This window comes from Pseudomonas medicaginis, assembly GCF_965119365.1.
Taxonomy (GTDB): domain Bacteria; phylum Pseudomonadota; class Gammaproteobacteria; order Pseudomonadales; family Pseudomonadaceae; genus Aquipseudomonas.
In genome coordinates, this window is record NZ_OZ221631.1 from 3,612,916 (window position 1) to 3,638,133 (window position 25,218).

Sequence of the window (25,218 nt, forward strand, 5' to 3'; positions counted from 1 at the left end):
AGCCGTTGCTGACTTTTTGCGTCATAGCCGCACCAACACAGCCACATGAAATTTTCATGACATCCGTTCGGTCCCGAGCGGCTGTAACCGCCTAACCCCTATAACCAACGCTGGCAGCTTGATGGCACTGCGTTGCGCCCCCTTAGAGCGAACCCGAAAGGATGAGTAGGATGCTGCGCTGCAAACCCCAGACGAACCTGAATGCTTCACGTCGCGATGGCGAGTTGTCGATGTTGCGGCTCAAGCCGCTGGCCCAGGCCATTGCCTTGTTGATGGTGGCAGGCAATGCCCAGGCGGCGACGGCGTTCAGTTCGGCCTGGTTTGCCGCCAAGGGCGCGTCCCCGGCCGGTGGCGCGGCACGGCCCACGACGGCGTTGCCCGGCATGCCGCCGCCCTTGGCCCAACAGCAACGGACCAATGCGCAGCTACAGCGTTCCTTGACCAACCTCAACAACACCGTGGCCGCCATCGCGGCCCAGCAGGCGGCGCAAGCGGCAGGAAGGCAGGCCGCGTTCGGGCAAATCCAGACCGTGCCCGACGGCTTGGGCGAGGGCGGGCTCAAGGTCGACAACAGCCTGACCCAGGGCTGGCTCAACGCCAAGGGACCGCAGCAGACCCAGGCCGGCGGCAAGACCACGGTGAAGATCGAGCAGACCGCCGACAAAGCGATTCTCAACTGGGAAACCTTCAACGTCGGCCGCAATACCACGGTGGATTTCCAGCAGCAGTCGGACTGGGCCGTGCTCAACCGGGTCAACGACCCCCAGGCGCGACCGAGCCAGATCCAGGGCCAGATCAAGGGCAATGGCACGGTGATGCTGGTCAACCGCAACGGCATCATTTTCAGCGGCAGCAGCCAGGTCAACGTGCGCAACCTGGCGGCGGTGGCGGCGAATATCAGCGATGAGCAATTCAGCCAGCGCGGCTTGTATGTCGATGCCACCGGCAGCCAACCGACCTTCACCGACGCGGCGGGCAAGGTCGAAGTGCAGCAGGGCGCACTGATCGAAACCCATCGCGCTGCCACCTCCACGGCCGGTGGTGGTTATGCCTTGCTGCTGGGTTCTGAAGTGGAGAACGCCGGCTCCATCATCACCGCCAAGGGCCAGACCACCCTGGCGGCGGGCGACAGTTTCTACATCCGGCGCGGCCAGGGCACCAGCGGCAACCTACGTTCCACCACCCGTGGCAACGAGGTCGCGACGTCCCTCAAGCCCGGCAGCAGCGCCGGCACGGTGATCAACAGCGGCCTGATCCAGGCCAGCACCGGCGACATCACCCTCACCGGGCACCGGATCGAGCAGAACGGCGTGGTTGTCGCCACCAGTTCAGTGGACACCCGTGGCACCGTGCATCTGCTCAACGCCTTTAGCGACAGCGCGGGCAGCGTAACCCTTGGGCAGGACAGTGCCACGGCGGTGCTGCTCGATGCGGCAGGCGGCAGCGCCCTGGACAGCCAGCGCAATGCCGGACCGGTCGGCCTGGATGGCACGCCGAACAACCTGATTACCGGTCAGTTCAACAACCTCAGCAGTGTGGTGGACCGCAGCGACCAGTCCCGCGTCGAGATCGTCAGCGGCGGCAGCGTCGACTTCCAGAACGGCTCCATCACCTTGGCCACCGGCGGCCAGGTCGCGGTCAGCGCTGCCGGGCGCAGCCTGGTGCGCGATGGCGCGGTGATCGATGTGTCCGGCGCCATCGGCGTCAAGGTGGCGATGGAATCCAATTCCATCAAGGTCAACGTGCAGGGCAATGAACAGCGCGACGCCCCGGTCAACCGCGACGGCGGCAAACTGACCAACAACGATGTGTGGGTGGACGTGCGTGATTTGATCTACGTGCCGGCGGGCACCAACGGCTACGCCACTGACCGTTGGTACACGGCGGGTGGATTGCTGGAGGTCGGCGGTTACCTGGGCACCCGCGGCCACAGTGTCGGCGAATGGGCCGCACAAGGCGGTACCCTGACGTTCACCGGCAACGATGTGGTGACGCAGCAGGCGGCGCAACTGAACCTGTCTGGTGGCACCTTGGATGTGCAGAGCGGCTACCTGCGCCAGTCCTGGCTCAAGGGCGCCGATGGACGCTTGCACGAGTTGTCCAAGGCGCCGGGAGACATTCTCTACACCGGCATCTACAAGGGCTACGAAGACCACAGCCAACGCTGGGGCCAGACCGATTACTACTACAACCCACTGATCGCCCCACGCGAACGCTTCGAAGCCGGCTACACCGTCGGTCGTGATGCCGGCAAGCTGGTGGTCTCGACCCGCAACGCCGTGCTGGAAGGCCAGATCGTTGGCGAGGTCTACCAGGGCGAACGCCAGACCCAGGCGCCGAACCTCAACCTCGATGGTTACCAGCAATCGCAAAACGCCGTGGCCCGACGGGCTCAGTTGTGGGTGGGCAGCTACACGCCGATCTATGACAAGACCAGCGGCGTGATCAACAGTGGCCTGAACCCCTCCTTCGATCAGGTCACCGTCGGCAAGGTGACCGACAAGATTGCCGCAGGCCTGGACCTGACCTCGGCGGTCGGCAGCGACCGGCAAGGCAAGTTGGTGCTCGATAACGCGCTGCTCAATGGCTTCCAGCTCGGCGCGGTCAAGGTGGCAGCGGCGCAAGGCATCAACGTCGATGGCACGCTCAAGGTGGCCGATGGCGGGGATATCACGCTTTATGCGCCGCAGGTGGAGGTGAACGCCGACCTGACCGCCCGTAGTGGGCGCATTGTATTGGGTAACATCCTCAAGCAGGTCAGGACCGATAACTTCCAGATGGGAGACGTTGTGCTTTCACCCGTCACAGGACAGCGGGCGGTGGTCACGTTGGGAGAAGGCGTCAAGCTGAACGCCGCCGGACGGTGGAGCAATCTGCTGCTCGACGGCAACGACCGCCAAGACCTGCCGTTCGTCAACGGCGGCACCGTGTCCGTGCGCAGCGACAATATCGATGTGCGCCAGGGCAGCCTGATCGATGTCAGCTCCGGTGCGGCGGTCATGGCCGATGGCAAGACCCGCGGCGGTAAGGGTGGGGACCTGACCCTGACGGCGGTTACCAGTACGTCGTCAGACAGCGGCGACTTGAGCCTCGGTGGTGAACTGCGCGGCACCGGAGTGAGCGGTGGCGGGACCTTGAAGCTGGCGGCCAACAAAGTGCTGATCGGCGACAGCGGTTCGCCCCTCGAACCCGGCACCTTGCAACTGGGCGGCGACTTCTTCGACAAAGGCTTCTCAGCCTATGACATCACCGGCAACCAAGGCCTGACCGTGGCCGACGGCACCCGGGTCGATGTGACGATGCCGGTGTACCGTTTCGGCGATCAGGCGTTGAGCACTGGCAGCGGCGCCGAGCCGGCCGATGCGTTGCAGCGCTGGACGCCGCAGCTGTATCAGGAAGATGCGATTAAAGGCGTCCTGACCCAGCGCCGTGGCGCAAGCCTGGGCCTCACTGCCGGCACCGCGAACTCCAGCGCAGCCGACATGGCCAGCACAGTGTTGAACCTGGGCAAGGGCAGCGTGATCAGCGTCGATCCGGGGCAGGGCATCGATGTGCGCAGCATCGGCCAACTGACTGCCAACGGTACCCTCAATGCCTGGGGCGGGCGGGTCAGCCTCACCGGGTTGAGCGTCATCGGTGCGCAGGGTGAAGCCGTCAACGCTCAGGGCCACGGCCGCTCCATCTGGCTGGGCGAGCAAGCGCTGATCGACGTCTCCAGTCGGGCCGTGACCGCCCAGGATATGCGCGGGCAGACCTATGGCTTGGTACGTGATGGCGGGCAGATTGTCATTGGCGGTGAGATCGATGCCGCGAAAGCTTCGGCTTCCGCATCCGAACTGTTTGTCGTGGTGCGCGAAGGCGCGCGTCTGCAAGCGAATGGCAGCCAGGCCATGCTGGATGTTCCCGGCCAGGGACGCACGGCGGTGGCGAGCGATGGCGGCAGTATTTCCCTGGCATCGGCCAATGGTTTGTACCTGGATGGCGATTTCAGCGCTCGTTCGGGGGGCACGGGGGCGGCAGGGGGCAGTTTGTCGGTGGCCCTGGAAACGCCGTATTACCGCAACGATGCGGTCAGTGACCGGGTGTTGCAAGTGCGTGAGCTGGTGCTCGGGCAAAACGCCCAAGCGACCCTGCCGGGCGACACGGCCGAAACCTCGGCGGATTCACTGGTCTACGGTCACGGCCGATTGGGTGTGGATCAGGTCCAGTCGGGTGGCTTCGACAGCCTGGCGCTGCTGAGCAACGGGCTGTTGAGCATCGATGGCGACGTGTCGCTGTCCCTTGGCCAAAGCCTGAGCCTGTATGCCCGCAGTTTTGTATCCAGTGCAGCCGCGCCAAATACCCGGGCTCAACTCAATGCTTCCCATGTACTGCTGTCGGGCCCCGCGGCCAACCTTCCAAACAGGGATAACTACGTCCGACCGGTGGTCAATGGCGGCGTATCGTTGCAGACGAACAAGGCCGTGTTTTCTGTCAACGCAGACCTGCTGGATGTGCAGGGTAACGTGACCTTCAGTAGCAAGGGTGCCGTGCGACAGGCCGACGGCAGCACCGTCGAGTTGGAGCGCGCCGGTTTTGACCGGGTTCAGTTAAGCAGTCGGGGAGATGTGCGATTCCTGGCCGGATTCTCGAGCGATGGCTTGCCCACAGGCTTTACCACCCAACTCCTGACGCCTTCGGACATGATGTTGCAAGCCGCTCAGCTGTATCCAGCGACGGGCGTTGGCGCTCGGGTTTTGGCGGGTTGGAGCATGACCGCGGAGGGAACGCCGCAATATGATCCTTTGCGCAGCCTGGTCATCGGGCGAACCACCCAAACCACGTCCCAGGTGCCTTACTCGGCATTCGGGCGCTTGCAACTGGGTAGCGCAAGGATTGAACAGGGCGGGGTGGTACGGGCACCGCTGGGTTTGATTGAAATCGGCACCAATGGTGGTCCCGGGGAAGCCATCACCGATCGGATCAACCTGTTGCCGGGCAGCTTGACCTCGGTCAGTGGCCTGGGTCTGGTCATGCCGTATGGCGGCACTGTCGATGGTCAGAGTTACCAGTATGCCGGCAAGAAGGTTGTGCTGCTGGGGCAAGGCGCGGTTCCTTCCGAAAACGGCGACATTAATATCGGCGTGATTCTGGGCGGCAAGTCGGTGGAGGGCCAGGAAGGCTCGGTACTCGACCTTTCGGGTGGCGGTGACTTGCTCGGTGCTGGTTTCATCTCCGGCCGTGGCGGTTCCACCGACGCACGCTTCAACCCGTTGGTACAAATTGGCGCGAACGGCGGCTTCACCCTGCCGGGGCTGTCCAGCAATCCGGTCTACGCGATCGTGCCGGGCAATCAGAGCCAGTATGCGCCGGTCGCCCCCGAAGGCGGCGCAGTGGATCCGCGAGTAGGCCAGCAAATTACCATTGGCGCCGGTGTGCCAGGGCTCGCCGCCGGTACCTATACCCTGATGCCGTCCACGTATGCGTTGATGCCAGGAGCGTTCCGAGTCGAGGTCAACGGCCTGGCGGGGCAAGGCCTCACAACGGGCGCGCAACAGATGCGCAACGGTTCCTGGACCACCGCTGGCGTGCTCTCGGTCGCCAATACCGGGCAGCGTGACAGTTTGTCCAGCCAGGTCATCCTGACGTCGGGGGATGTGCTGCGTCGCTACTCGCAATATAACGAAACCAGCTACGCCCAGTTTGCCGTGGCCGATGCCGCTCGCCTGGGCGTGCCTCGGGCCGTCTTGCCGGTCGATGCCAAGACCTTGAAGTTGAGCCTGTCGCCTGGCGCGGGAGATCAGGCGTTTTCCTTCAAGGGCATCGGCAAGTTCGCGCCTCAAACGGGGGGGTATGGCGGTACTGTCGCGGTGACTGCTATCGCGAATAAGGCGTTGGAGGTGGTAGCCGAGGGAAGTGGGGCGACGGCCGGCTTCGAAGGCGTGACCCTCAATGCCGAGAGTCTGAATGCGTTGAATGCCTCGCGCCAAGTGATCGGTGGCCAGTTTTCAGTGATCTATGGACAAGGCGGCAATTACATCAGCCCGCAGAAGGTTTCGAGCAGCGTGATCTTGCGTGAAGGCGCGACCTTGGCAGCTCCTGAAGTATTCCTTCTGTCCAGTGGCGGGGAAGTGCTGGTGGAGCAAGGCGCCGCCATCAATACCATCGGCCGGGGCAAGGCCGCCTATGACGCCCGTGATGGTTTTATCTATAACCTGAGCGGGAAATCGCTCAACTACAGCATGCTGGCTGCCTCCAACGGCTTGCTCAATGTGCTTGCGCCCGAGTCGGGTTCCAACGGCTCCATCAACATCGGCGGTTGCAGCCTGATAGCGTGCAGTGGCGTCACACGGATTCATTCCGAGGGCAGTATCGTCGCCGCTTCGGGCGGCAGCGTGGCCCTGAGTGACCAAGTGCGCTACGGCACCCGTCACCTGACCCTGGCCCTGAGTAATATCAACGTCGGCACCGCCCAGGCACTCAGCGATGCGGCGATGCGCCAGGTCTTGCCAGCGGGTCTGACCCTGAGCCAGACCGTGCTTGATCGCCTGTTGCGTGGCGACACCGAATATGGCGCACCGGCCCTGGAAACCCTGGAGCTGTCGGCCCGCGAGGCGTTGAATTTCTATGGAACCGTCAGCCTCGACACTTATGACCCGGTCACCGGCAAATCGCGCCTGAGCAACCTGATGCTCAGCACGCCGGCTATCTATGGCGCCGGCAACGCCAATGACGTGGCGACTATCCGTACCGCCAACCTGATCTGGAACGGTGCCGTCGACGCGCCGGGTTCGGTGATTGCCGGCGGGGCTGGCACCGGCACCGGTCGCCTGGACATCCAGGCCCAGCGCATCGAGTTTGGCTACGGTGAGTTCACCCAACCGAGTTCGGTCACTACCCTGGACCGCCTGGCCCTGGGCTTTGCCAACGTCAACCTCAGCGCCAGCGAACGCCTGACCGCCAACCACAAGGGCAGCCTGGCGGTGTATCAGAGCCAAGGCGCCTATGACGCGAAAACAGGCTACGCCTACAGCGGCGGCAACCTGAACATCCTTACCCCGTTGCTCACCGGTGAGACCGGGTCGGTCAACCGCATCACGGCGGGCGGGGCGGTCAATGTGACCGGCACCAATGCTAAACCGGGCACTGTTTCCGGGCTTGGGGGGGAGTTGTCCCTAAAGGGCCAGCGTCTCAATCTCGCCAGTGCGGTGGTGTTGCCCAGTGGCAAGCTGACCCTCAGCGCGACGGATGACCTGACCCTCGCCGACGAAGCGTTGATCGATGTAGCCGGTCGTGCGATCACCTTCAACGATGTCACGCGCTACAGCGCCGGTGGCGAGGTGATCCTGCAAAGCCGCAACGGCAACATCCGCCAGGCGGATGGCTCAAGCATCGACCTCTCGGCTCGCAACAATCAGGCCGGCCGGCTCAGTGCGGTGGCGTTGAATGAGGCGGCCGGGCTGGTCGACCTGCAAGGACGAATCCTCGGCAGCAGCAGTGGCGAATACGACGCCGGCGGCACCGCCATGCCGTACCTGGCCGGCGGCGTGGAAATCCAGGCCCAGCGCCTGGGCGGCACCGGCAGCCTCAGCGAGCAGTTCGCGGCGTTGAACCAACGCTTGAACGATGGGCAGGTCTACGGCTCCCGTGGCTTCCAGCTCAAGCAGGGCGACCTGGTGATTGGCAACGAACTCAAGGCCTCGACCATCAATGTGTCGGTCGACAACGGAAACCTGTTGGTCAATGGCAAGGTAGACGCCAGCGGCGAACGGGTCGGCAGCATCCGGCTCGCCGCCGGGCGCTCTCTGACCCTGGGCAGCAACGCGGTGCTCGATGCCCACGGCAATCGCCTGCGGGTGGACAGCTACGGCAAGATCATCGACTCACCGAACCGCGCCATGGTCGACCTGACCTCCCGGGGCGGCGTGCTGACATTGGCCGACGGTGCGCGCATCGATCTGCGTCATGGCACCGCGGCGCCTGCGGGGCAGCATGATGGTCGCGCTCGCGGCACCCTGGAGCTCAATGCCCGGCGCGCCGGCCCGGATGCCACCCACGGTGACATTGCCATCGACGCCAGCGGCAACCTGGATATCCAGGGCGCACGGTCCATCGCCGTCAATGGTATGTGGCAATACAACGACGCCGCCTTTGGCAGCGATCCGGCGGCCAGTGGCCGTCCGTATCAGGTCATCGACCAGGCCTATCTGGATGGCAAGCATCAGGACAGCCTCGCCTTCATCAACGCGGCGCTGGCCAACAGCGATTTGATGCAACGCAAACTCGCCGGTCTGAACAACGCCCGTTATGCCGATGCGTTCCACCTGCGGCCCGGCGTCGAGATCGTCAGTGCGACGGCCGACGGTGACCTGGTGGTGCAGGGGGACCTGGACCTGTCCGGTTATCGCTACGCCAGTGTCAACCCGCACACCCGGCAAACCGCCGTGTACGGTTCCGGCGAGGCCGGCGCGCTGACCCTGCGCGCCGGGGGCGACCTGAGCATCTACGGCAGCATCAACGACGGATTCGCTCCGCCGCCCGCCACTCAGGATGACAAAGGCTGGGTGTTGCTGCCCGGCATCGATTTCACCGGTGGCGACATCATCGTCCCCGGTGCCGGCGTGACCCTGGCCGACGGTACGGCGTTCCCGGCGGGAACCACGCTCAACTACGACTTACCCATCAAAAACGTGACCCTGGCGGCCGGCACCCGGTTACCAGTGGCGGCGATCCTGGAGCAACCCTTGGAACTGCCGGCCGGTACGGTATTGGCGGCGGCGGTGCACGACGCCTCCGGCAACCTGCTGTTTGCCGCGGGCACTTTGCTGAGCCGGGCCCAGACCCTCGAAGCCGGCTCGCTGTTGGGCGCCGGCAGCGTGTTGAGCGGCGCCGCCGCATTGCTCGGTTTCACCTGGCCCAAGGGCGTGGTGCTGCCCAACGTGGCCGACGCTGGCAATGTCCAGAGCAATATTCTCAAGCTGGACGGCAGCCTGGCGCTGAACCGTGGTTCGCTGATCCCCTCGGGCACCGATGTGAAGTTGCCGGATGGCGTCGAGTCGATCCAGCTACGTCCGGAAGTCGCTGGCAGCCAGGGGCGGATGTGGGCCGTCGCGCCGATGCTCGCCGAGGGTTCGCAATCCTGGTCGTTGCGGTTGGTGGCCGGGGCCGACACGACGGCGGCGGACAGCCGGATCGTCCAGCCCGATCCGGTACAAGGCGACTTGCGTCTTGCCGATAGTCACTACGGCATGTTTGGCAAATCCGTACCGGCCAAGGGCACCTATCAGTGGACTCAACTAGGGGTCGATGAGCTGGCGGGCGCGGGATTCACGGTAGAGCTTGGCCAAGCCGTTGACCTGGACATCGTGAGCAATTTTGGCTACGACTCGGTTGACGCCTTCTGTGCGGATTTCGCCGGTATTTGCGCGCTTCAAGCTTCTTACAGATGGACCAAGGCCGCGGAGGAGGAATTGGCAGGTTCCGGCTTTGAGGTCAAGGCCGGCGAGCTGATCAGCCAGGCTGCTGCGCAGTTTTTCCAGTTTGATTCGGTTCAGTCACTCTGCGACGCGGCGCCGAGTGTCTGTGCCCCCGCAGACGTGGAGTATGAAGCGGTTGCCGGCAGTGTCCGTCCGAGCGTCATCCGCACCGGTACCGGGGACCTGGAACTGCTTAGCGGTGGCAGCCTGCGCATGGATTCGTTGTTCGGCATCTACACCGCTGGCACCTCGTCAGCACCAACGTTCCCGGGCGATCCCTACAACCAGCCCAAGGCCTTGGGCGCCAACGGCAAGGTGCTCAACGACGAGGATGGCAGCAACGAAAAGTTGGTCGATGGCGGCACTGAAAGTCTCTATCGCGCCTGGTATCCGGACGCGGGCGGCAATCTGTTGCTCAAGGTCGGCGGCGACCTCAGCGGTAACCTGACCGCGCCTGCAGCAACCCCGAACGGACGACCGAATCCCGCCGACATTGGCCAGGACTCGGCCAATGTGGGCAATTGGCTCTGGCGCCAGGGCAATGGTGATTCAGTGAGCAGCCAGCCGACTGCCTGGTGGATCAACTTTGGTAGTTATACCGCGTCGACGGTATCGGGTGGCGCTGATCAAATGGCCGCTTTCACCGGGTTCGGAACCTTGGGTGGCGGTGATCTGGATGTACAGGTGAAGGGTGACGCGGGCGTGTTGAACCGACTCGCCGGTAGCGACTTCAACTCAAACATCAACCCTCGTAGCCAGGGGCTGCTGTTGGCGGTGGGCAGCACCGGACGTGTAGGGGCTGATGGCAGTCTGCAATTGACCGGCGGTGGTGACCTGAGGCTGCGGGTGGGAGGCGTTCTGAATTCCGATAGCCGGCTCACGGACGGGCGTCTCAGTGGGGCAGTGATCAATCTGCGTGGGCATGCGCAGCTGGACAGCAGTGCGATCGGTCGAATCGACCTGCGCTACGGTAATCAGGGCACGGACCAGTCCCCGGGGGAAACACGGGCTTACGATTCCTTCCGCTCCACACGCGGTCAGGCAACCGGTGGCTTGACCCTGATGCCAGGCGACGCCACGTTCAATCTTTCGACCCTGGGCGACCTGGTGGTGCAGGAGGTCGTCGACCCGGGGAGAGCGCCGATAATGAGCGTTTCGCCCTTCAAGAATGGCGAGATCAATGGGGCGGGTGTGAGCTGGTTTACGCTGTGGACGGCCAATACGGCAGTGGACCTTTGGTCGTCGGGGGGCAATATGACGCCCCTGGTGTCAGAAATCGAGACTGACCTGGCGGTGGTCTATCCCTCCATCCTGCGGGCTGTGGCCGCCAGTGGCAGCCTTTATTATGGCCAAGCCAAGGTTTTTGGTACCGCAGGCTACGATGGCAGTTATCGCAGGGCGCTGCTACTCGCACCCGGCTTCAACAGCGAGCTGCAGTTCCTGGCCGGCGACTCCATCTATGGCGGCGACCTGACGGTCAGTCGTTCCGGGGCCTCGTCTGCAGCCATGGCCACCCCGCTGCGGCCGGCTTTCATGGGGCTTGTCAATGGACGTGTGGTGGTCAGTAACCTCTCTGCCGATGCCAATAGTGTCTCCATAGGCGCGAATACATTGCCGTTGTTTGCCTTTGATAGCAGCAGCGCGGCCGACGAATGGGCGACCAACACCGATCCTGCCCGTTTCTATGCGCTCAAGGGCGACTTGCTGGCTGTCAATAGCGGGCGGGCGATGACGTTCACTACCCCGAGTGACAGCCGATTCGGCCAGACCTATTACGAAGGCACCGGGTCGGTACGGATGATGGCCGGACGGGACATCGTCAGCAGCGGCATCCCGCTGAGTGGCGGCAGGGGCGGTGAGTCGGTCACGGGGGAGTACACCAGCACCGGTAATCTGTTCATCCACAACAACCCCACCGATATCTCCATCGTCTCCGCCGGGCGCGACATCCTCTACAGCAACTTCAACGTCGCCGGCCCCGGCCTGCTGGAGATCACCGCCGGGCGCAATATCCTGATGGACGACAAGGTCAGCATCACCAGCCTCGGCGCCGTGGTGCCGGGGGATTCGCGCCCTGGCGCGAGCCTGGTGTTGCAGGCCGGCGCGGGCCTCAACGGCGCGGATTACGAACGCTTCGTCAAGGCCTACCTGGACCCGGCAAACCAGGCCCTGGCCGGTGTACCTCTGGCGAGCCAGGACGGCAAGGTCGCCAAGACCTATGAAACCGAATTGGTGGATTGGCTGGAGAAGCGCTTCGGCTTCAGCGGCGACAGCGAACAGGCTCGCAGCTATTTCTCGGCGTTGCCGGCCGAGCAGCAGCGGGTGTTTGCCCGCGACGTGTACTTCGCCGAGCTCAAGGCCGGCGGTCGTGAGTACAACCAAGTGGGCGGCGTGCGCCAGGGCAGCTACCTGCGGGGTCGGGAGGCTATCGACTTGTTGTTCCCGACCAAGGATGTGGCGGGCAATCCGATCACCTACAAGGGCGACATCACGATGTTCGGCGGGGCGGGTGTGCACACCGATTTCGGCGGCAGTATCCAGATGCTCACGCCGGGTGGCGGGCAGACGTTCGGCATCGAGGGCAATGCGCCGCCGTCCACCGCCGGTGTGATCACCCAGGGCGAGGGTGATATCCAATTGTATGCGCAGAACAGCATCCTGCTGGGGCAGAGCCGGATCATGACCACCTTTGGCGGTTCGATCCTCGGCTGGTCGGCCCAGGGCGACATCAACGCCGGTCGGGGGTCGAAGACCACCGTGGTGTACACGCCGCCCAAGCGCTTGTACGACACCTGGGGCAACGTGACGCTGTCACCTTCGGTGCCGAGCACCGGGGCCGGTATCGCCACCCTCAACCCGATTGCCGAAGTGGCGCCGGGGGATATCGACCTGATCGCGCCGTTGGGCACCATTGATGCGGGCGAGGCGGGGATCCGGGTATCGGGCAACGTCAACATCGCGGCATTGACCGTGGTGAACGCGGCCAACATCCAGACCCAGGGCAAGTCCACCGGCGTGCCGTTGGCGGCCTCGGTGAACACCGGAGCCATCACCTCGGCCAGTTCGGCGGCGTCTTCGGCCACGCAAGCGGCTGAAGACGTGGCCCGTCAGCAACAGAACGCGGCGCGGCAGAACCAGGCGTCGGTGTTCACGGTGCAGGTGGTGAGTTTTGGCTCCGAGCAACTGGCCCCGTCACGCGATGGCGCCAGCCGCGACGCGCCCCGGGCCTACGACCCGGCCAGCCCGGTGCAGGTACTGGGCGCGGGGCCTTTGGACGAGCAGAGTCGCCAGCGGCTGACCGAGGAGGAGCGGGGGCGCTTGAGTTTGTAGGGGGTTGAGCTTGCAGTGAGGTGGGCTGTGCTGGCGTCATCGCGAGCAAGCTCGCTCCCACAGGGCTCCGGGGTGTTCATGAGCTTTGCATGCAGCACAGAACCCATTGTGGGAGCGAGGTGCTCATGGGCTTTGCATGCAAGGTCTAATTGTGGGAGCGAGCTTGCTCGCGATAGCGGTGGGAAAGTGTGTTACAGCCACCTCGGGGTGGTGAAGAACGAGGCCATTTCCGAGCGGGCCAAGGCAGCGCCGAAGTAGGGGCCCTGGACATGGTCGCAGGCCACGTTGCGCAGTTGGCTGAACTGCCGGGCGTTTTCGATGCCTTCGGCGGTGACCATGAGCCCTACGCTACGGCTCAACCGGATCATTGCCAGGACACCGTCCTTGTCATCCTCCAGGCCCAACTGCGACAGGATGTTGCGATCGAAGCGGATGCCATCGAACGGCTGGTCCAGTACTTCACGCAGGGAGGCGATGCTGGTGCCGAACTTATCGATGTTGATCCGTACGCCGAGGGCCTTGAGCGCATGGAGGGTGCTGGCCACGGTTTTATGGTCGGCCAGCAGGACGCCTTCGGCCACTTCCAGGGTCAGCCGGTGAGGTGCCAGGCCGCTCGTTTGGAGGGCTGTGTGCACTTGGTTGAACAGGAAGTTGCTGTTGAACCACCGGGGTGAAACCGCAATGGAGACATTGATGGCGTTCGGCCAGGACGCGGCCTCTTCACAGGCGTTGATCAACATCCAGGTGCCCAGCTCTTCAAGCTGGCCGGAGGTTTCCGCCACCGGTATGAAATCGGCCCCACCCAGCTCACCTTTCTCGGGGTGGTGCCAGAAGGTCTGGGCTTCGAAACCGTGCAGTTGTTCGGCGCTCACGTCGAAGCGGGGCAAGTAGCGCAGTTCCAGTTGGTCCCGTTGCATGGCGTCGCGCAGTTGCTGCTCGTATTGTCGCCGGTCGCGGGCCAGGTTGCCCATGGCTTCCACATATACGCGCCAGGTGTTGCGGCCCGCTGCCTTGGCCGCATACAAGGCGATATCGGCCTTGCGCAGCAGTTCATCGGCACGTTCGTCACCGGGCTGTGACCAGGCAACGCCGATGCTCACCCCCAGGTACAGCGTGTTGCCGTCCAGGTGCATGGGCCGTTGCATGCAATCGATCAGCCGTTCACACAGTTGGTCGAGATGGTCGGCGTGGCCGGGGTCGGGCATGACAATGACAAACTCATCGCCGCCCAGGCGCGCCACCAGGTCCGTGCCGCGCACGTTTTGCTGGAGGATATGCGCCACTTCCTTGAGCACTTTATCGCCCACGGCATGACCCAGGGAGTCGTTGACCGGCTTGAACCGGTCCATGTCCAGGTTCAGCAGCGCCAGGGGCGGACGATCCGGTCGATCCAGGTGTTCGCGCAGGCAATCGAACAGGCGGTTGCGGTTGGCCAGGCCCGTCAGCGGATCATGCAGGGAAAGGTGCTTGATCTGGGCCAGCGCCCGCAACTCATCGGTGATGTCGGTGGCGGTGCCGCGAAAGCCCAGGGTGCCGGCTTCGATGGCCCGTACCGACAGTTTGCAGGTGCGTATGCGCTGGTTGCGCGCGGTGTACTCGCACAGCAGCGGCGCCGAAGAAACGCTGTTGGCGCCGCCGAGCAACCATTGGGCAATCGAGATCGAGCCGCCATGGGGATGAAGCAGCCGGTGCAGGGGTTTACCCAGCCAGTCCGTGGGGCTGAACCCCGTCACTTGTTCGAAGCGTTCCGACAGGTAGGTGAGCGTCCCCGCCGAATCGACCTCCCACAACCAATCGGATGAGACTTCGGCAATGTCGCGGAAACGTTCTTCACTGCGCTCCAGCGCCTTGCGGTGGGCCAGCAGGCTGGCGTATTGGCTTTCCTGGGCCCGCAGCATCACCAAGGCATGGCGCAGAACGGCCAGCGCCAGGATCCCGAGCACCAGTAGCGCCAGGGCCAGCAACGGCAGCAGGACCTTGCGCAGATCCTGGCCTGGGGTCTGTGGTCGCCAGGCCAGGGCTTCCTGGGTCAGGTAGTCGAGCAGCAGTTGGGCGGTATCGGCTGGACCCGGCGTCCGGGCGATATGGGCATCGGGCAGGGCGAAATCCCGTGCCAGGATTTCCAGGGTGCCGGGGTCCAGGACCTTGACGAAGAGCATCAGGCTGGGCGGGCCGGGAATTTGCGCCACGCTGTTGTCCGTGCCGGTGGTGATGGCGGACACGGCGACGAACGCCGGGGCATCTTCGTGATGCAGCATTTCGACGACCACTTCGTCGTGATTTTCTTCGGTGCTGGCTTTGTTCCACAGGGTGCGCAGGTCGCCGGCCAGCCAGGTGTCGGCATCGACGTCACTCATCTGGCCGTCGATCACCGAATAGACGGTCTTGCCGGTCGGGGAAATGACAAACACCGCCTGGTAGCCATAGAGCGAATACACGCTGCTGCCGACGTTTTCCTGGTCGTAGGCCCATTCCTTGTCGACGTCGACATGCAGATGTCGGTAGGCGTCGCTCCACTTGGAATAGTCGCTCAGGTCCCGGCCAATACCGGTGCGGATGCCTTCGATGGCCCGATGGGCGAAAAACAGGCTCTGTTCGCGGGCGCGACGGTCCTGGGCACCGGTGATGTTGAGCAGCACGGCGATCGCCAGGGCGGACATGACGAATAGCAGGAGCATGATGGCCGGGAACGTGCGACGGGTGAAGCTTCGGGTTGGCGAGCCCGGGGAAAGGACAGTCGAGTCATTGCCAGCATTTTCAATCATAAAGATAAGTCATCAGCCAAAAAGCGATTTCACCCGCACCTGTCTTGTATCGGCGGATGAGCTGATTTACTTAGTCGTGTGAACGAAAGGGCCGACAGGCTGCGTTGTCTTCATCAGGTGCGAGCCTTGAAGCGTGATGCCCATTCAAGGGCGACGGCCCGCTGGCGCAGGCCACTGACCCCTGCGGTGGCCGGCAGGGCCACCCCAGGGCACGCAAGGCACCAGCCGCTTGGGCCGCTGATCGGACGATGCGGTTCAACGCTGGGCATTGCCTCGCGCCTCACTCTTTATCCGTGCGATGGCCCGGCATCAGGGTGCTCAGGACTTGCTTGGCGGTCTCCACCACGATGCCGCGCTCGTTGGGATCGCCCTGAAGCAGGGTCGAGGCAAACTTCTTCGCCTGTTCCAGCTTGATGTGCGGCGGCAACGGCGGCACGTCGGGGTCGGTGCGAAACTCGATTAGCACCGGACGATCCGCCGCCAGCGCGGTTTCCCAAGCCGTGGCCACATCGTCCTCATGCAGCACCAGGATGCCCTTCAAGCCAATGGACTCGGCGAACAGGTGGTAGGGCACGTCGGGGATGTCCTGGGAGGCGGAGAACTTGGGATCACCCTCCATGACGCGCTGTTCCCAGGTCACCTGGTTCAAATCCCGATTGTTGAACACCGCGCAGATCCACCTGCCGTTGGCCCAGGTGCGCCAGTATTTGGCGACGGTGATCAGCTCGGCCATGTTGTTCATCTGCATGGCGCCATCGCCCACCAGGGCGATCACCGGCCGCTCTGGATGACAGAACTTCGCCGCGATGGCATAGGGCACTGCCGCGCCCATCGACGCCAGGCCGCCGGACAGCGAACACATCATGCCCCGCCGGATCTTGAGGTCGCGGGCGAACCAGTTGGCACAGGAGCCGGAGTCGCAGGTGATGATGGCGTGCTCTGGCAGCCGCGGCGACAGTTCGAAGGTGACCCGCTGCGGGTTGATCGGCTTGGCGGCCACCAAGGCGCGCTTTTCCAGGGTCCGCTCCCAGCGTTCCCGCCAATGTTCGATTTTCTTGCGCCAGGCGCGGTCGGTTTTTTCTTCGATCAGCGGCAGCAGGGCCCGCAAGGTATCGACGCTGTCGCCGTGCAGGCTGACTTCCATGGGATAGCGCAGGCTGAGCATGTCCGCCTGAATGTCGATCTGCACGCCCCGGGCCTGGCCTTCAGGGGGCAGGAACTCGGCGTAGGGGAAGCCGGAGCCGATCATCAGCAGCGTGTCGCAGCCAGCCATGAGGTTGTCGCTGGGCTCGGTGCCGAGCAGGCCGATAGTGCCGGTGACCCAGGGCAGGTCATCCGGTACGGCGGCCTTGCCCAGCAGTGCCTTGGCCACCCCGGCGCCAAGTTTCTCGGCGATGGCGATGACTTCATCGGTGGCGTGCAGTGCTCCGGCACCGACCAGGATGGCGACTTTCTTGCCGGCATTGAGCACCTCGGCGGCTTTACGCAAGTCCTCTTCGTAGGGAACGACGCTGGGTTTGCGGTAGCCGACGCCGGAGTGAACGGTACCGTGCTTGTGGCGGGGCGCGGTGTATTCCATGTCTTGGAGGTCGTTGGGCAGGATCAGCGCCGTGACCCGCCGCTCGCCCACCGCCGTGCGTACGGCGCGGTCCAGCAGGTGACGCACCTGGGCGGGAACGCTGGCTTGCTGCACGAACGCCCCGGCCACGTCCTTGAACAGGCTGACCAGGTCCAGTTCCTGCTGGTAATGCCCGCCCAGCGCGGCGCGGGCCTGTTGCCCGCTGATGGCGAGCACTGGCATGTGGTCCATTCGGGCATCGTAGAGGCCGGTCACCAAGTGCGACGCGCCGGGTCCGGAGGTGGCGATACAGACCCCCAGTTCGCCGGTGAACTTGGCGTGGGCGCAGGCCATGAATGCGGCCATTTCCTCGTGGCGGGCCTGGATGAAGCGGATTTTTCCCTGGGCGCGGTTCAAGGCACCAAAGACGCCATTGATGCCATCGCCCGGATAGCCATAGATGCGGCGAACCCCCCATTCATAAAGACGTTCCACCAGGAAATCACCAACGGTCATGCTCATGTCTGTCCCTCGTTTCAGGCGGCGGTCGCTTGGCGCGACGTGCTGCGGTTGACGTTCATACAGGACTTGACCGGTGCACGCCGTCCAAGGTTTCGATTTTTTCAACGCCAGCCGCCTGAGGCCGGGCGGGCGTGTATCGCAGTGTGTACCGCACAGGCCCGGATACACCTGCTTGACGAAGCCCCGGCCCGGCGACACAGGCCGGATACACACCGACGATTAACTACGCCAGCCAGCCGACACCGAGCCTCGGTGCGGGTGACTGGCACCTTGATCGTCAATCGTCAGAGGAATACCCCATGCTCAACTTCTCCCGCAATTCGTCCCTTGCACTCGGCCTGGCCCTGGTCGGTGGCCTTGGCCTCTCCACGGCGGCTTCGGCCTTGACCATGAATGACCTGGCCCAGGGCTACACCCTGGCGGCAGCCGATACCGTGAAGAAACCCGCCGAAGGCAAGTGCGGCGAAGACAAGTTCGCCAAGACCGATAAAAATCACGATGGCGTGGTCTCGCGTGACGAGTTCATCGCCGCGGCACCGGAGCGCGCGGCGGAATTCGACAAGATCGACGCCAACCACGATGGCGGTATCTCGTTACCGGAAGCCAAGCAATACCTGTCGGCCCAAGCGAAGACCGCGGAAGGCAAGTGTGGCGAAGGCAAGTGCGGGGCGGCTATCGAGTCCTGATTCGCCCCCGAAGGTGAGCCTGATGAGTGGATGCCAGCCTTCTGATGCGGCATCGAACAAAAACAACCCGTGGTGAGGGCGCTTGCCACGGGTGTTCGACTTCCCTCGCTCGGTTGATGTTCGCTCCATGAGGCTCTCCACATTTGGTTTCCCAGGAGATGTGTCATGTTGAACTTACCTCAACCCTCGGCAGGCCTTGGCCTGCGCCGGGCCTTGCTCGATGAATTGCGTCAGGCGCCGGCCGGGGACTTCGACTTTCTCGAAGTGGCCCCGGAGAACTGGATCGGCATCGGCGGCGCCCAGGGCGCCGCCTTGCATTCCCTGGCCGAACGTTATCCGTTGACGTGCCATGGCCTGTCGTTGTCCTTGGGTGGGCCGGCGCCGCTGGACTTGGCGTTTCTCGGCCAGGTACGCGCTTTTCTGGAGCGCTTCGACGTACCGTTGTACAGCGAGCACCTGAGTTATTGCGGCGATGAAGGGCATTTGTATGACCTGTTGCCGTTGCCTTTTACCGAAGAAGCGGTGCATCACGTGGCGGCGCGGATCCGCCAGGCCCAAGACGTGCTAGGGCGGCGCCTGGCGGTGGAGAACGTCTCCTATTACGCCGCTCCCCAACAAGATATGAGCGAGCTGGCGTTCACCCGGGCGGTGTTGTGCGAAGCCGACTGCGACCTCTTGCTGGACGTCAACAACGTCTACGTCAACTCGATCAATCACGGTTTCGATCCCCAGGCCTTCCTGGCGGGCCTCGAACCGGGGCGGGTGGTGGCGATGCATGTGGCCGGGCACTTTGATGAGTCCGATACGCTGAAAATCGACAGCCATGGCGCGCCGGTCAAACCGGTGGTCTGGGCGCTGCTGGCCCAGGCTTACGCACGTTTCGGCGCACAGCCGACCTTGCTCGAACGGGACTTCAACTTCCCACCTTATGCCGCGCTGGTGGCCGAATTGCAGACCATCCGCCAGTTGCAACGCCCGGCCATCAGCCGGCAGGCGGTGACCCATGATTGAGGCCCGGCAGACGCTGCATCAGCAACAACAGGCGTTGACCCGTTACCTGCGCGACCCGGAACACGCCCCAGTCCCGTCCGGCATGGACGCGGCGCGGGCTCAGGTCTACCGCGACCTGGTCTTCGAGAACATGCGCTCGCTGCTCAGCGGCACCTTCCCGGTGCTGGTGAGCGTGCTGGGGCAGGCGTACTGGCGTGCCTGCGTGCGCCGGTTCCTGCGCGAGCATCGCTGTGCCACGCCCAGGTTCGGTGAGATCGCCGGGGAATTCGTGGCGTACCTGGCGGCCCACCCGGCGCCGGACTGGCCACCCTTCATGGCGGAGCTGGCGCACTACGAGTGGGTCGAGATGGCGCTGCTGCAATCCGAGGCCGAGCCGCTGCCGACGCCTGACGAGGCCTCCTTGCTCGACTCACGGCTACGTGTCTCGCCCCTGGCCTGGCCGCTGGTGTACCAGTGGCCGGTGCATCGCCTGGCGCCAAGCTACCAGCCCGCGATACCACCGGCCCAACCGACGCTGCTGCTGGTGCGGCGCACGCCTGGGTTCGAGGTGCGTTTTTCCGAACTCAGCCCATTGGCTTGGCGGCTTTTGCAGCGCATCGAGGGATACCCCGGGTTGGTGGGGCGAGGGCAGTTGCTGGCGTTGGCGCGGGAGGCCGGGGTGGATTCGTTCGCGTTCATGGACAGCGCCGTGGCGCTGTTGCGGCGGATGCGGGATGAAGGGGTTATCGGGGTCCAGTCCTGACCCCAGTGGGAGCGAGCCTGCTCGCGAAGGCGGTGCATCAGTCAGAATCAAGTTGACTGACACGCCGTCTTCGCGAGCAAGCCCACGAGATGATGCATTGACTGCACTATCGGCGGTGCAGTCCGGTTTTCAGCGTCGCTTCCAGACTCAACTTTCCAGCCCCCTGCAACAGCAGCGGTAGCAACGCCACCAGATAGATCAATGGCAGTTTGAAGTTGCCATGCCCTTTGTTGGTAATTGCGTAACCCTGGGCCAGTTCGCTCAAGCTCGACCAGTCCGCCGGCCAGTGCACGGCAGCGGTCGCCACCACGGTGACGACGATCAGCACCAGCGCCGACAGGCGCGTGCCCAAGCCGAGCAACAGGGCGATGGCACCGATCAGCTCGGCCCACATCGCCAGTTCCCAGTTCCACTGGGCCGGTACATGGTTGAAGGGGAACGGAAAGGCGGCCTGGATCTCGGCGAACCAGTTTTCGCCGTTCCATTTCTCCAGGCCGGCTTCGAAGAACTCCCAGGCCAGGAACAGGCGCAGGCCCAGCGGCGCCAGCCAGGCTCCGACGTGATCGAGCTGGATGGGCAGTGTTTTCAAGGCATTCGTGTACATGATCGATCCTCCCGGGTTCAAGCCGCGTGTGGCGACCGCCGGCGGCGCTGGCTGGCCTGGACCCGCTTGCCCACCAGGCGGATAGCGGTGGCGGCGCAGATCAGGCCGAAGGGCAGCACGTACCAGGCACTCAGGGGGATGCGCTTGAAGTTGGAATAGGCAAAGATCGCCGCCAGCACCCACATACCCGTGACATGCAGGCGTTTCCAGGCTTTTGGACCGATCAGGCGCGCGGTGCTTTTGAATGAGGTCAACGCCAGCAGCAGGATGAACACGTAGCCCACCGTACCCGGCACGTTGCCGAGGGTGGTGCGGCCGGGCCAGAACTCGGGATCGAGTTGGCCATAGCTGTAGATCAGCACGGCATGGACCAGGTGGGAAAAGGCAAAGGCCAGCCCGATGAAACGCCGTTCACGTACCAGCGAGCGGCTCAGGGGCGAGGGCAGCAGCACCGCGAATGCCGAGGCCGTGAAGGCCAGCAGGAACAAGGCGAAGGACGAACGAGCCGTGGCGCGAATGGCGCTGCGCACGCCTTCGGTCAGGTCCGGGTTGAGCACCAGGATCAGCCCTGTCATCAGCAGCACCAGGGCGGCAAGCAGTCTGAACAGCGACCAGCCCTGGAAGCGAAGGGAGGGTGCAGTTGTGGTAGGCATGTAAAGGCTCCTTGGATGTCGAGGCCCGGTCGCGATAGTCGCCGGGGTACGAGGAGGGTTTCAAGCCGGTGTAAGCAGGGTGTGTCCGCGACGCAGTATCGTGCAAGTTTGTGTGTGCCGATCATCCGCAGACACACTGACATACAAACCCACTTCAACGCTGATGCCCAATCTGTGTGAGCGAGCCTGCTCGCGACAGGGTCAGGTCAGTTGAGCAGGGGCTGGCAGGCCCACCGCCATCACGAGCAGGCTCGGCTCCCACAAGGGCGGTGGATGCAGGTTTTTTGCAGCACTTCACAGGTTCGGTGTTCAGTCGGGTGCACCCCGTTGATGCTTCTTCAATCGATAGGCGAACTGCGCCCGGCTCAGTCCCAGCGAGCGTGCGGCCGCGGCGAGGTTGCCGCTGCTCAGTTGCAGGGCTTCGTTGATCAGTCGTGATTCCAGGCCGTCGATGGAGAAGTCCGAGTCCAGTTGGCTGAGTGACTGGAGCAGTGCCGGTTTTTCTGCCGCATCGTGGGTGGCCAGGCCCATGGGCGAGAGACCGCCGAGGTGGTCCACGGAGTATGCATCCACCGGCAGTTGCTCATTGCGGAACAGGTGGACCAGATCGATCGCCTGGCCTTCTTCGCTGGCGATCAGGCCCCGCTCGATGAGGTTCTGCAATTCCCGCACGTTGCCCGGAAAGTCATAGCGCAAGAGCACCTTCAAGGCGCGCATGGTCAGGCCCATCGGTGTGCGGCCGTATTCCTGGCAAAAGCGCTTGAGAAAGGCATTGATCAGCAACGGTATGTCATCGCGGCGCTGGCGCAGGGGTGGCAGGGCGATGGGGTAGACGTTGAGGCGGTAAAACAGGTCTTCACGGAACGCGCCGTCCGCCACGGACTTGCGCAGGTCGATGTTGGTAGCCGCCACGACCCGCACGTCGACCTTGATGCCGTGGCCGCCGCCGACCCGTTCGATTTCCCGCTCTTGCAAGGCGCGCAGCAACTTGCTTTGCCCGGCCAGGCTCAGGCAGGTGATTTCATCCAGGAACAATGTGCCGCCGTGGGCGCGCTCGAAACGACCGGGGCGTGAATGGGTGGCGCCGGTGTAGGCACCGCGCTCGACCCCGAACAGTTCGGCCTCGATCAGGTTGTCAGGGATGGCCGCGCAGTTGAGGGCGATGAACGGACCCTCGCGGCGGCGGCTCAGTTGGTGCAATTGGCGGGCGAACATTTCCTTGCCCACACCGGATTCGCCGCTGACCAGCACAGTGGCAGGGGTCAAGGCCACCCGCTGCAAGGCCTGGGTCGCGGCGTTGAAGGCGGCGCTGGCACCGATCAGCGGTTGTTCGCTGTCCGGCAGCGGGACGGTTCCGGACACACTGTCGGACGGCGTGTCGGTGCGCGCAACGACTGTCGTCGGTGAGGCGTTGAGGTAATTGAGGTCCTGCTCGATGTCACCCCATTGTTCAGCGGTCTTGCCGACGACTCGGCAGCGTTCGTGGCCCATGCCCCGGCATTCCACTTCGCGGAAGATCACCAGTTGCCCGAACAGCCCGCTGACGAAACCGATGGCGTAGCCCAGCTCAGTCCAGCACACCGGGTCCTGCCCGGTGCCATAGGCGGCGACATGCTCGTCGGCCTCGCAGGAGTGATGCCAGAGGAACTCTCCCTCATAGAACCCCGAATCGGCATCGAACTTGAAATGCAGCGGCTCGACCTTGGTCATGCCTTCGAGTGTGTGCAGGTGCGTGCCGGCGCGAAACACCGCCGCGGCATCGGCGTGAGGCCAGCGTTCACGAATCAACCGGGCGTCCCGGGCGCCGGAGGAATAGCCGGTGCGGGTGAGCATGCCGCGGGCCTGTTCCAGTCCCTGGCGCTCGATGATTTCCCGGCGCAACGCACCGAAGGAGGAACTGTGCAGCAGCAACATGCGCTGGTCGTTGAGCCAGATACGGCCATCGTCGGGGGAAAAGAACAGGCATGCGGTGAGCTCTGCCGTCGTGGGCGAACTGCTGTCGCTCAGTTCGTTGCTGTCACCCCGTGGATGGAAGTGCTCGGTGGCGATCCGGTGATCCGGCAACTGGCAGTGGGGATTATTCATTGTTATGCCCCTGATGGCGGGGTGATCGAAATGATCACCTGGCGAGATAGTTATTAAGCATAACTTTATCAAATGAACAAGTGACAGCTGGCCAACGGCCAGGTCGACGGCGGCTCGCAGCGTCCCGTGCTCGGCGAAGAGGCTTGATGCAGAGCCTTGCACCCGCTTTATCGAGGCCGGCGGGCAAAACCGGCACAGCGCTTGCTCAAGCACTTGCACGGCGTTTGCGTCGACACCTTGCAGGTGCGGCAAACGATGACAACAACAAAGAGCCGGGAGTGTTAAATGTCTGCACCCACAAGCCACCTGCTGTCCCAGGTGATCGAATCGGAATGTGTCTTCAACGGTGATTGGGTGCCTGCCTCGGGCCCGCTGCAATCGATCATCGAGCCGGCCACCGGCGAGCGGCTGATGCGCTGTGCAACGGCCGACACCGCCGACATTGCCAAGGCCAGTCGCGACGCTGCCCTGGTCCAGCCGGCATGGGCGGCGCTGGGCCCGCGGCAACGGGCGGCGATCTTTCGCAAGGCCGCCGACGTGGCCGAGCAGTCCTTTGATGAACTGGCGCTGTACGTGGCGCGGGAAACCGGTGCCGCGCTGTTCAAGGGCCAGCACGAAGTGCGTGAAGCCATCGTGCTGTTGCATCAGGCCGCCGGCCTGCTGTCCCAGGCCCATGGAGTGGTCCTGCCCAGCGAGGCGGGGCGCTTGTCCTATGCGCGACGCCAGCCCCATGGTGTGGTCGGGGTGATTTCGCCCTTCAACTTCCCCCTTGTACTGTCCATGCGTTCGGTCGCGCCAGCCCTGGCGGCGGGCAACGCGGTGGTACTCAAGCCCGATCCGCAGACCCCGGTGAGTGGCGGTTTCCTCATTGCCCGGTTGTTCGAGGCGGCAGGCTTGCCCAAGGGCGTGCTGCAAGTGTTGCCGGGTGCGGCGGATGCCGGTGAAGCGCTGTGCCGCGACCCTAACGTGCGCATGATCGCCTTCACCGGTTCCACCGGCGCCGGGCGCAAGGTCGCTGAAGTGGCCGGGCGCAACCTGAAGAAGGTCGCCCTGGAGTTGGGCGGCAAGAACCCACTGATCATTCTCGAGGACGCCGACCTCGACCTCGCGGCCCGGAACGCGGCCTGGGGCGCCTGGCTGCACCAGGGGCAGATCTGCATGGCCACCGGCTTGATCCTCGCCCATGAGTCCATCGCCGCCGAGCTGACCCGCAAACTGGTGGAAAAGGCCCAGGCCATGACCACCGGTAACGCCGCCCGGGAAGAGGCCGCGATGGGGCCGCTGATCAATCAGCGGCAGTTGCAACGGGTGCACGACATTGTCAGCGACAGCGTGCGCGCCGGGGCCCGGCTGGAGGCAGGCGGGGACCACGATCGGCTGTTCTACCAGGCCACCGTGCTCAGTGGTGTGAAACCGGGTATGCGGGCCTTCGACGAGGAGGTCTTCGGGCCCGTGGCAACGGTGGTCAGCTTCGCCACCGATGACGAAGCCGTCGAGTTGGCCAATCGCACCGAGTACGGCCTGGCGGCGGCGATCATTTCACCGTCGGTGGGCCGGGCCATGGCCATCGGCGAGCGGTTGCAGTGCGGCATGTTGCACATCAATGACCAGACCGTCGCCGATGAGTGCGTCAACCCGTTCGGCGGGCGCGGCGCCTCGGGCAATGGTGGCAGCGTCGGCGGCCCGGCGGACTGGGACGAATACACCCAATGGCAGTGGGTGACCGTCAAGGACCGGGCCCCGATCTACCCGTTCTGACAAACCGGTTTCTCTGGGCCCGATGAGCTGAGGGCCCTGCGGGTACACA

General features: G+C 64.0%; 11 protein-coding genes. 5 read left to right on the top strand and 6 right to left on the bottom strand.

All coding sequences use genetic code 11. The annotated features are described in order from the left end of the window. Nucleotides 1-170: 170 nt before the first annotated feature. Nucleotides 171-12,785 (top strand): filamentous hemagglutinin family protein, encoded by a 12,615-nt coding sequence (locus tag ACMTA2_RS15890; protein ID WP_413790740.1) that lies wholly within the window; start codon nt 171-173, stop codon nt 12,783-12,785. 191 nt (nt 12,786-12,976) lie between these two features. Here the strand turns inward: ACMTA2_RS15890 and ACMTA2_RS15895 are convergent, their stop codons facing one another. From ACMTA2_RS15895 to ACMTA2_RS15905, 3 genes are all read right to left on the bottom strand, one after another. Further along, nucleotides 12,977-15,550, bottom strand: coding sequence for a bifunctional diguanylate cyclase/phosphodiesterase (locus ACMTA2_RS15895; protein ID WP_413790741.1), 2,574 nt, complete (start codon nt 15,548-15,550; stop codon nt 12,977-12,979). Between the two features lie 113 nt (nt 15,551-15,663). Then, nucleotides 15,664-15,819 carry a hypothetical protein gene (locus ACMTA2_RS15900; RefSeq protein WP_413790742.1) on the bottom strand — a complete coding sequence of 52 codons (156 nt, stop codon included), beginning with the start codon at nt 15,817-15,819 and terminating at the stop codon, nt 15,664-15,666. Nucleotides 15,820-15,830: 11 nt separating this feature from the next. Then, on the bottom strand, nt 15,831-17,630 hold the full coding sequence (locus ACMTA2_RS15905) for a thiamine pyrophosphate-requiring protein (RefSeq protein WP_413790743.1): 1,800 nt from the start codon (nt 17,628-17,630) through the stop codon (nt 15,831-15,833). Between the two features lie 299 nt (nt 17,631-17,929). Between ACMTA2_RS15905 and ACMTA2_RS15910 the strand changes: the two genes are divergently transcribed. The 3 genes from ACMTA2_RS15910 (at nt 17,930) to ACMTA2_RS15920 (ending at nt 20,069) form a co-directional block, all read left to right on the top strand. After that, the gene (locus ACMTA2_RS15910) at nt 17,930-18,316 is read left to right on the top strand and encodes an HvfA family oxazolone/thioamide-modified RiPP metallophore (protein WP_413790744.1); all 387 of its coding nucleotides are present in this window, start codon (nt 17,930-17,932) and stop codon (nt 18,314-18,316) included. A 165-nt stretch (nt 18,317-18,481) separates the two neighbouring features. Further along, on the top strand, nt 18,482-19,327 hold the full coding sequence (locus ACMTA2_RS15915; RefSeq protein WP_413790745.1) for an HvfB family MNIO-type RiPP peptide maturase: 846 nt from the start codon (nt 18,482-18,484) through the stop codon (nt 19,325-19,327). Then, entirely contained in the window at nt 19,320-20,069 is a 750-nt protein-coding gene (locus tag ACMTA2_RS15920; RefSeq protein WP_413790746.1) for an HvfC family RiPP maturation protein, read from the top strand. The genes ACMTA2_RS15915 and ACMTA2_RS15920 overlap by 8 nt, the downstream gene beginning before the upstream one ends. Nucleotides 20,070-20,175: 106 nt before the next feature. On the opposite strand, the gene ACMTA2_RS15925 is transcribed toward ACMTA2_RS15920, so the two are convergent. The 3 genes from ACMTA2_RS15925 to ACMTA2_RS15935 all read right to left on the bottom strand — a co-directional run bounded on the left by ACMTA2_RS15925 (nt 20,176) and on the right by ACMTA2_RS15935 (nt 23,411). After that, entirely contained in the window at nt 20,176-20,673 is a 498-nt protein-coding gene (locus ACMTA2_RS15925; protein ID WP_413790747.1) for an HvfX family Cu-binding RiPP maturation protein, read from the bottom strand. Nucleotides 20,674-20,690: 17 nt separating this feature from the next. Beyond that, nucleotides 20,691-21,326, bottom strand: a complete 636-nt coding sequence (locus tag ACMTA2_RS15930) for a ferric reductase-like transmembrane domain-containing protein (protein WP_413790748.1) — start codon at nt 21,324-21,326, stop codon at nt 20,691-20,693. Between the two features lie 309 nt (nt 21,327-21,635). Beyond that, nucleotides 21,636-23,411 carry a sigma 54-interacting transcriptional regulator gene (locus ACMTA2_RS15935; protein WP_413790749.1) on the bottom strand — a complete coding sequence of 592 codons (1,776 nt, stop codon included), beginning with the start codon at nt 23,409-23,411 and terminating at the stop codon, nt 21,636-21,638. Between the two features lie 285 nt (nt 23,412-23,696). Between ACMTA2_RS15935 and ACMTA2_RS15940 the strand changes: the two genes are divergently transcribed. Further along, the gene (locus ACMTA2_RS15940) at nt 23,697-25,169 is read left to right on the top strand and encodes a benzaldehyde dehydrogenase (RefSeq protein WP_413790750.1); all 1,473 of its coding nucleotides are present in this window, start codon (nt 23,697-23,699) and stop codon (nt 25,167-25,169) included. The last annotated feature ends 49 nt before the right edge of the window (nt 25,170-25,218 follow it).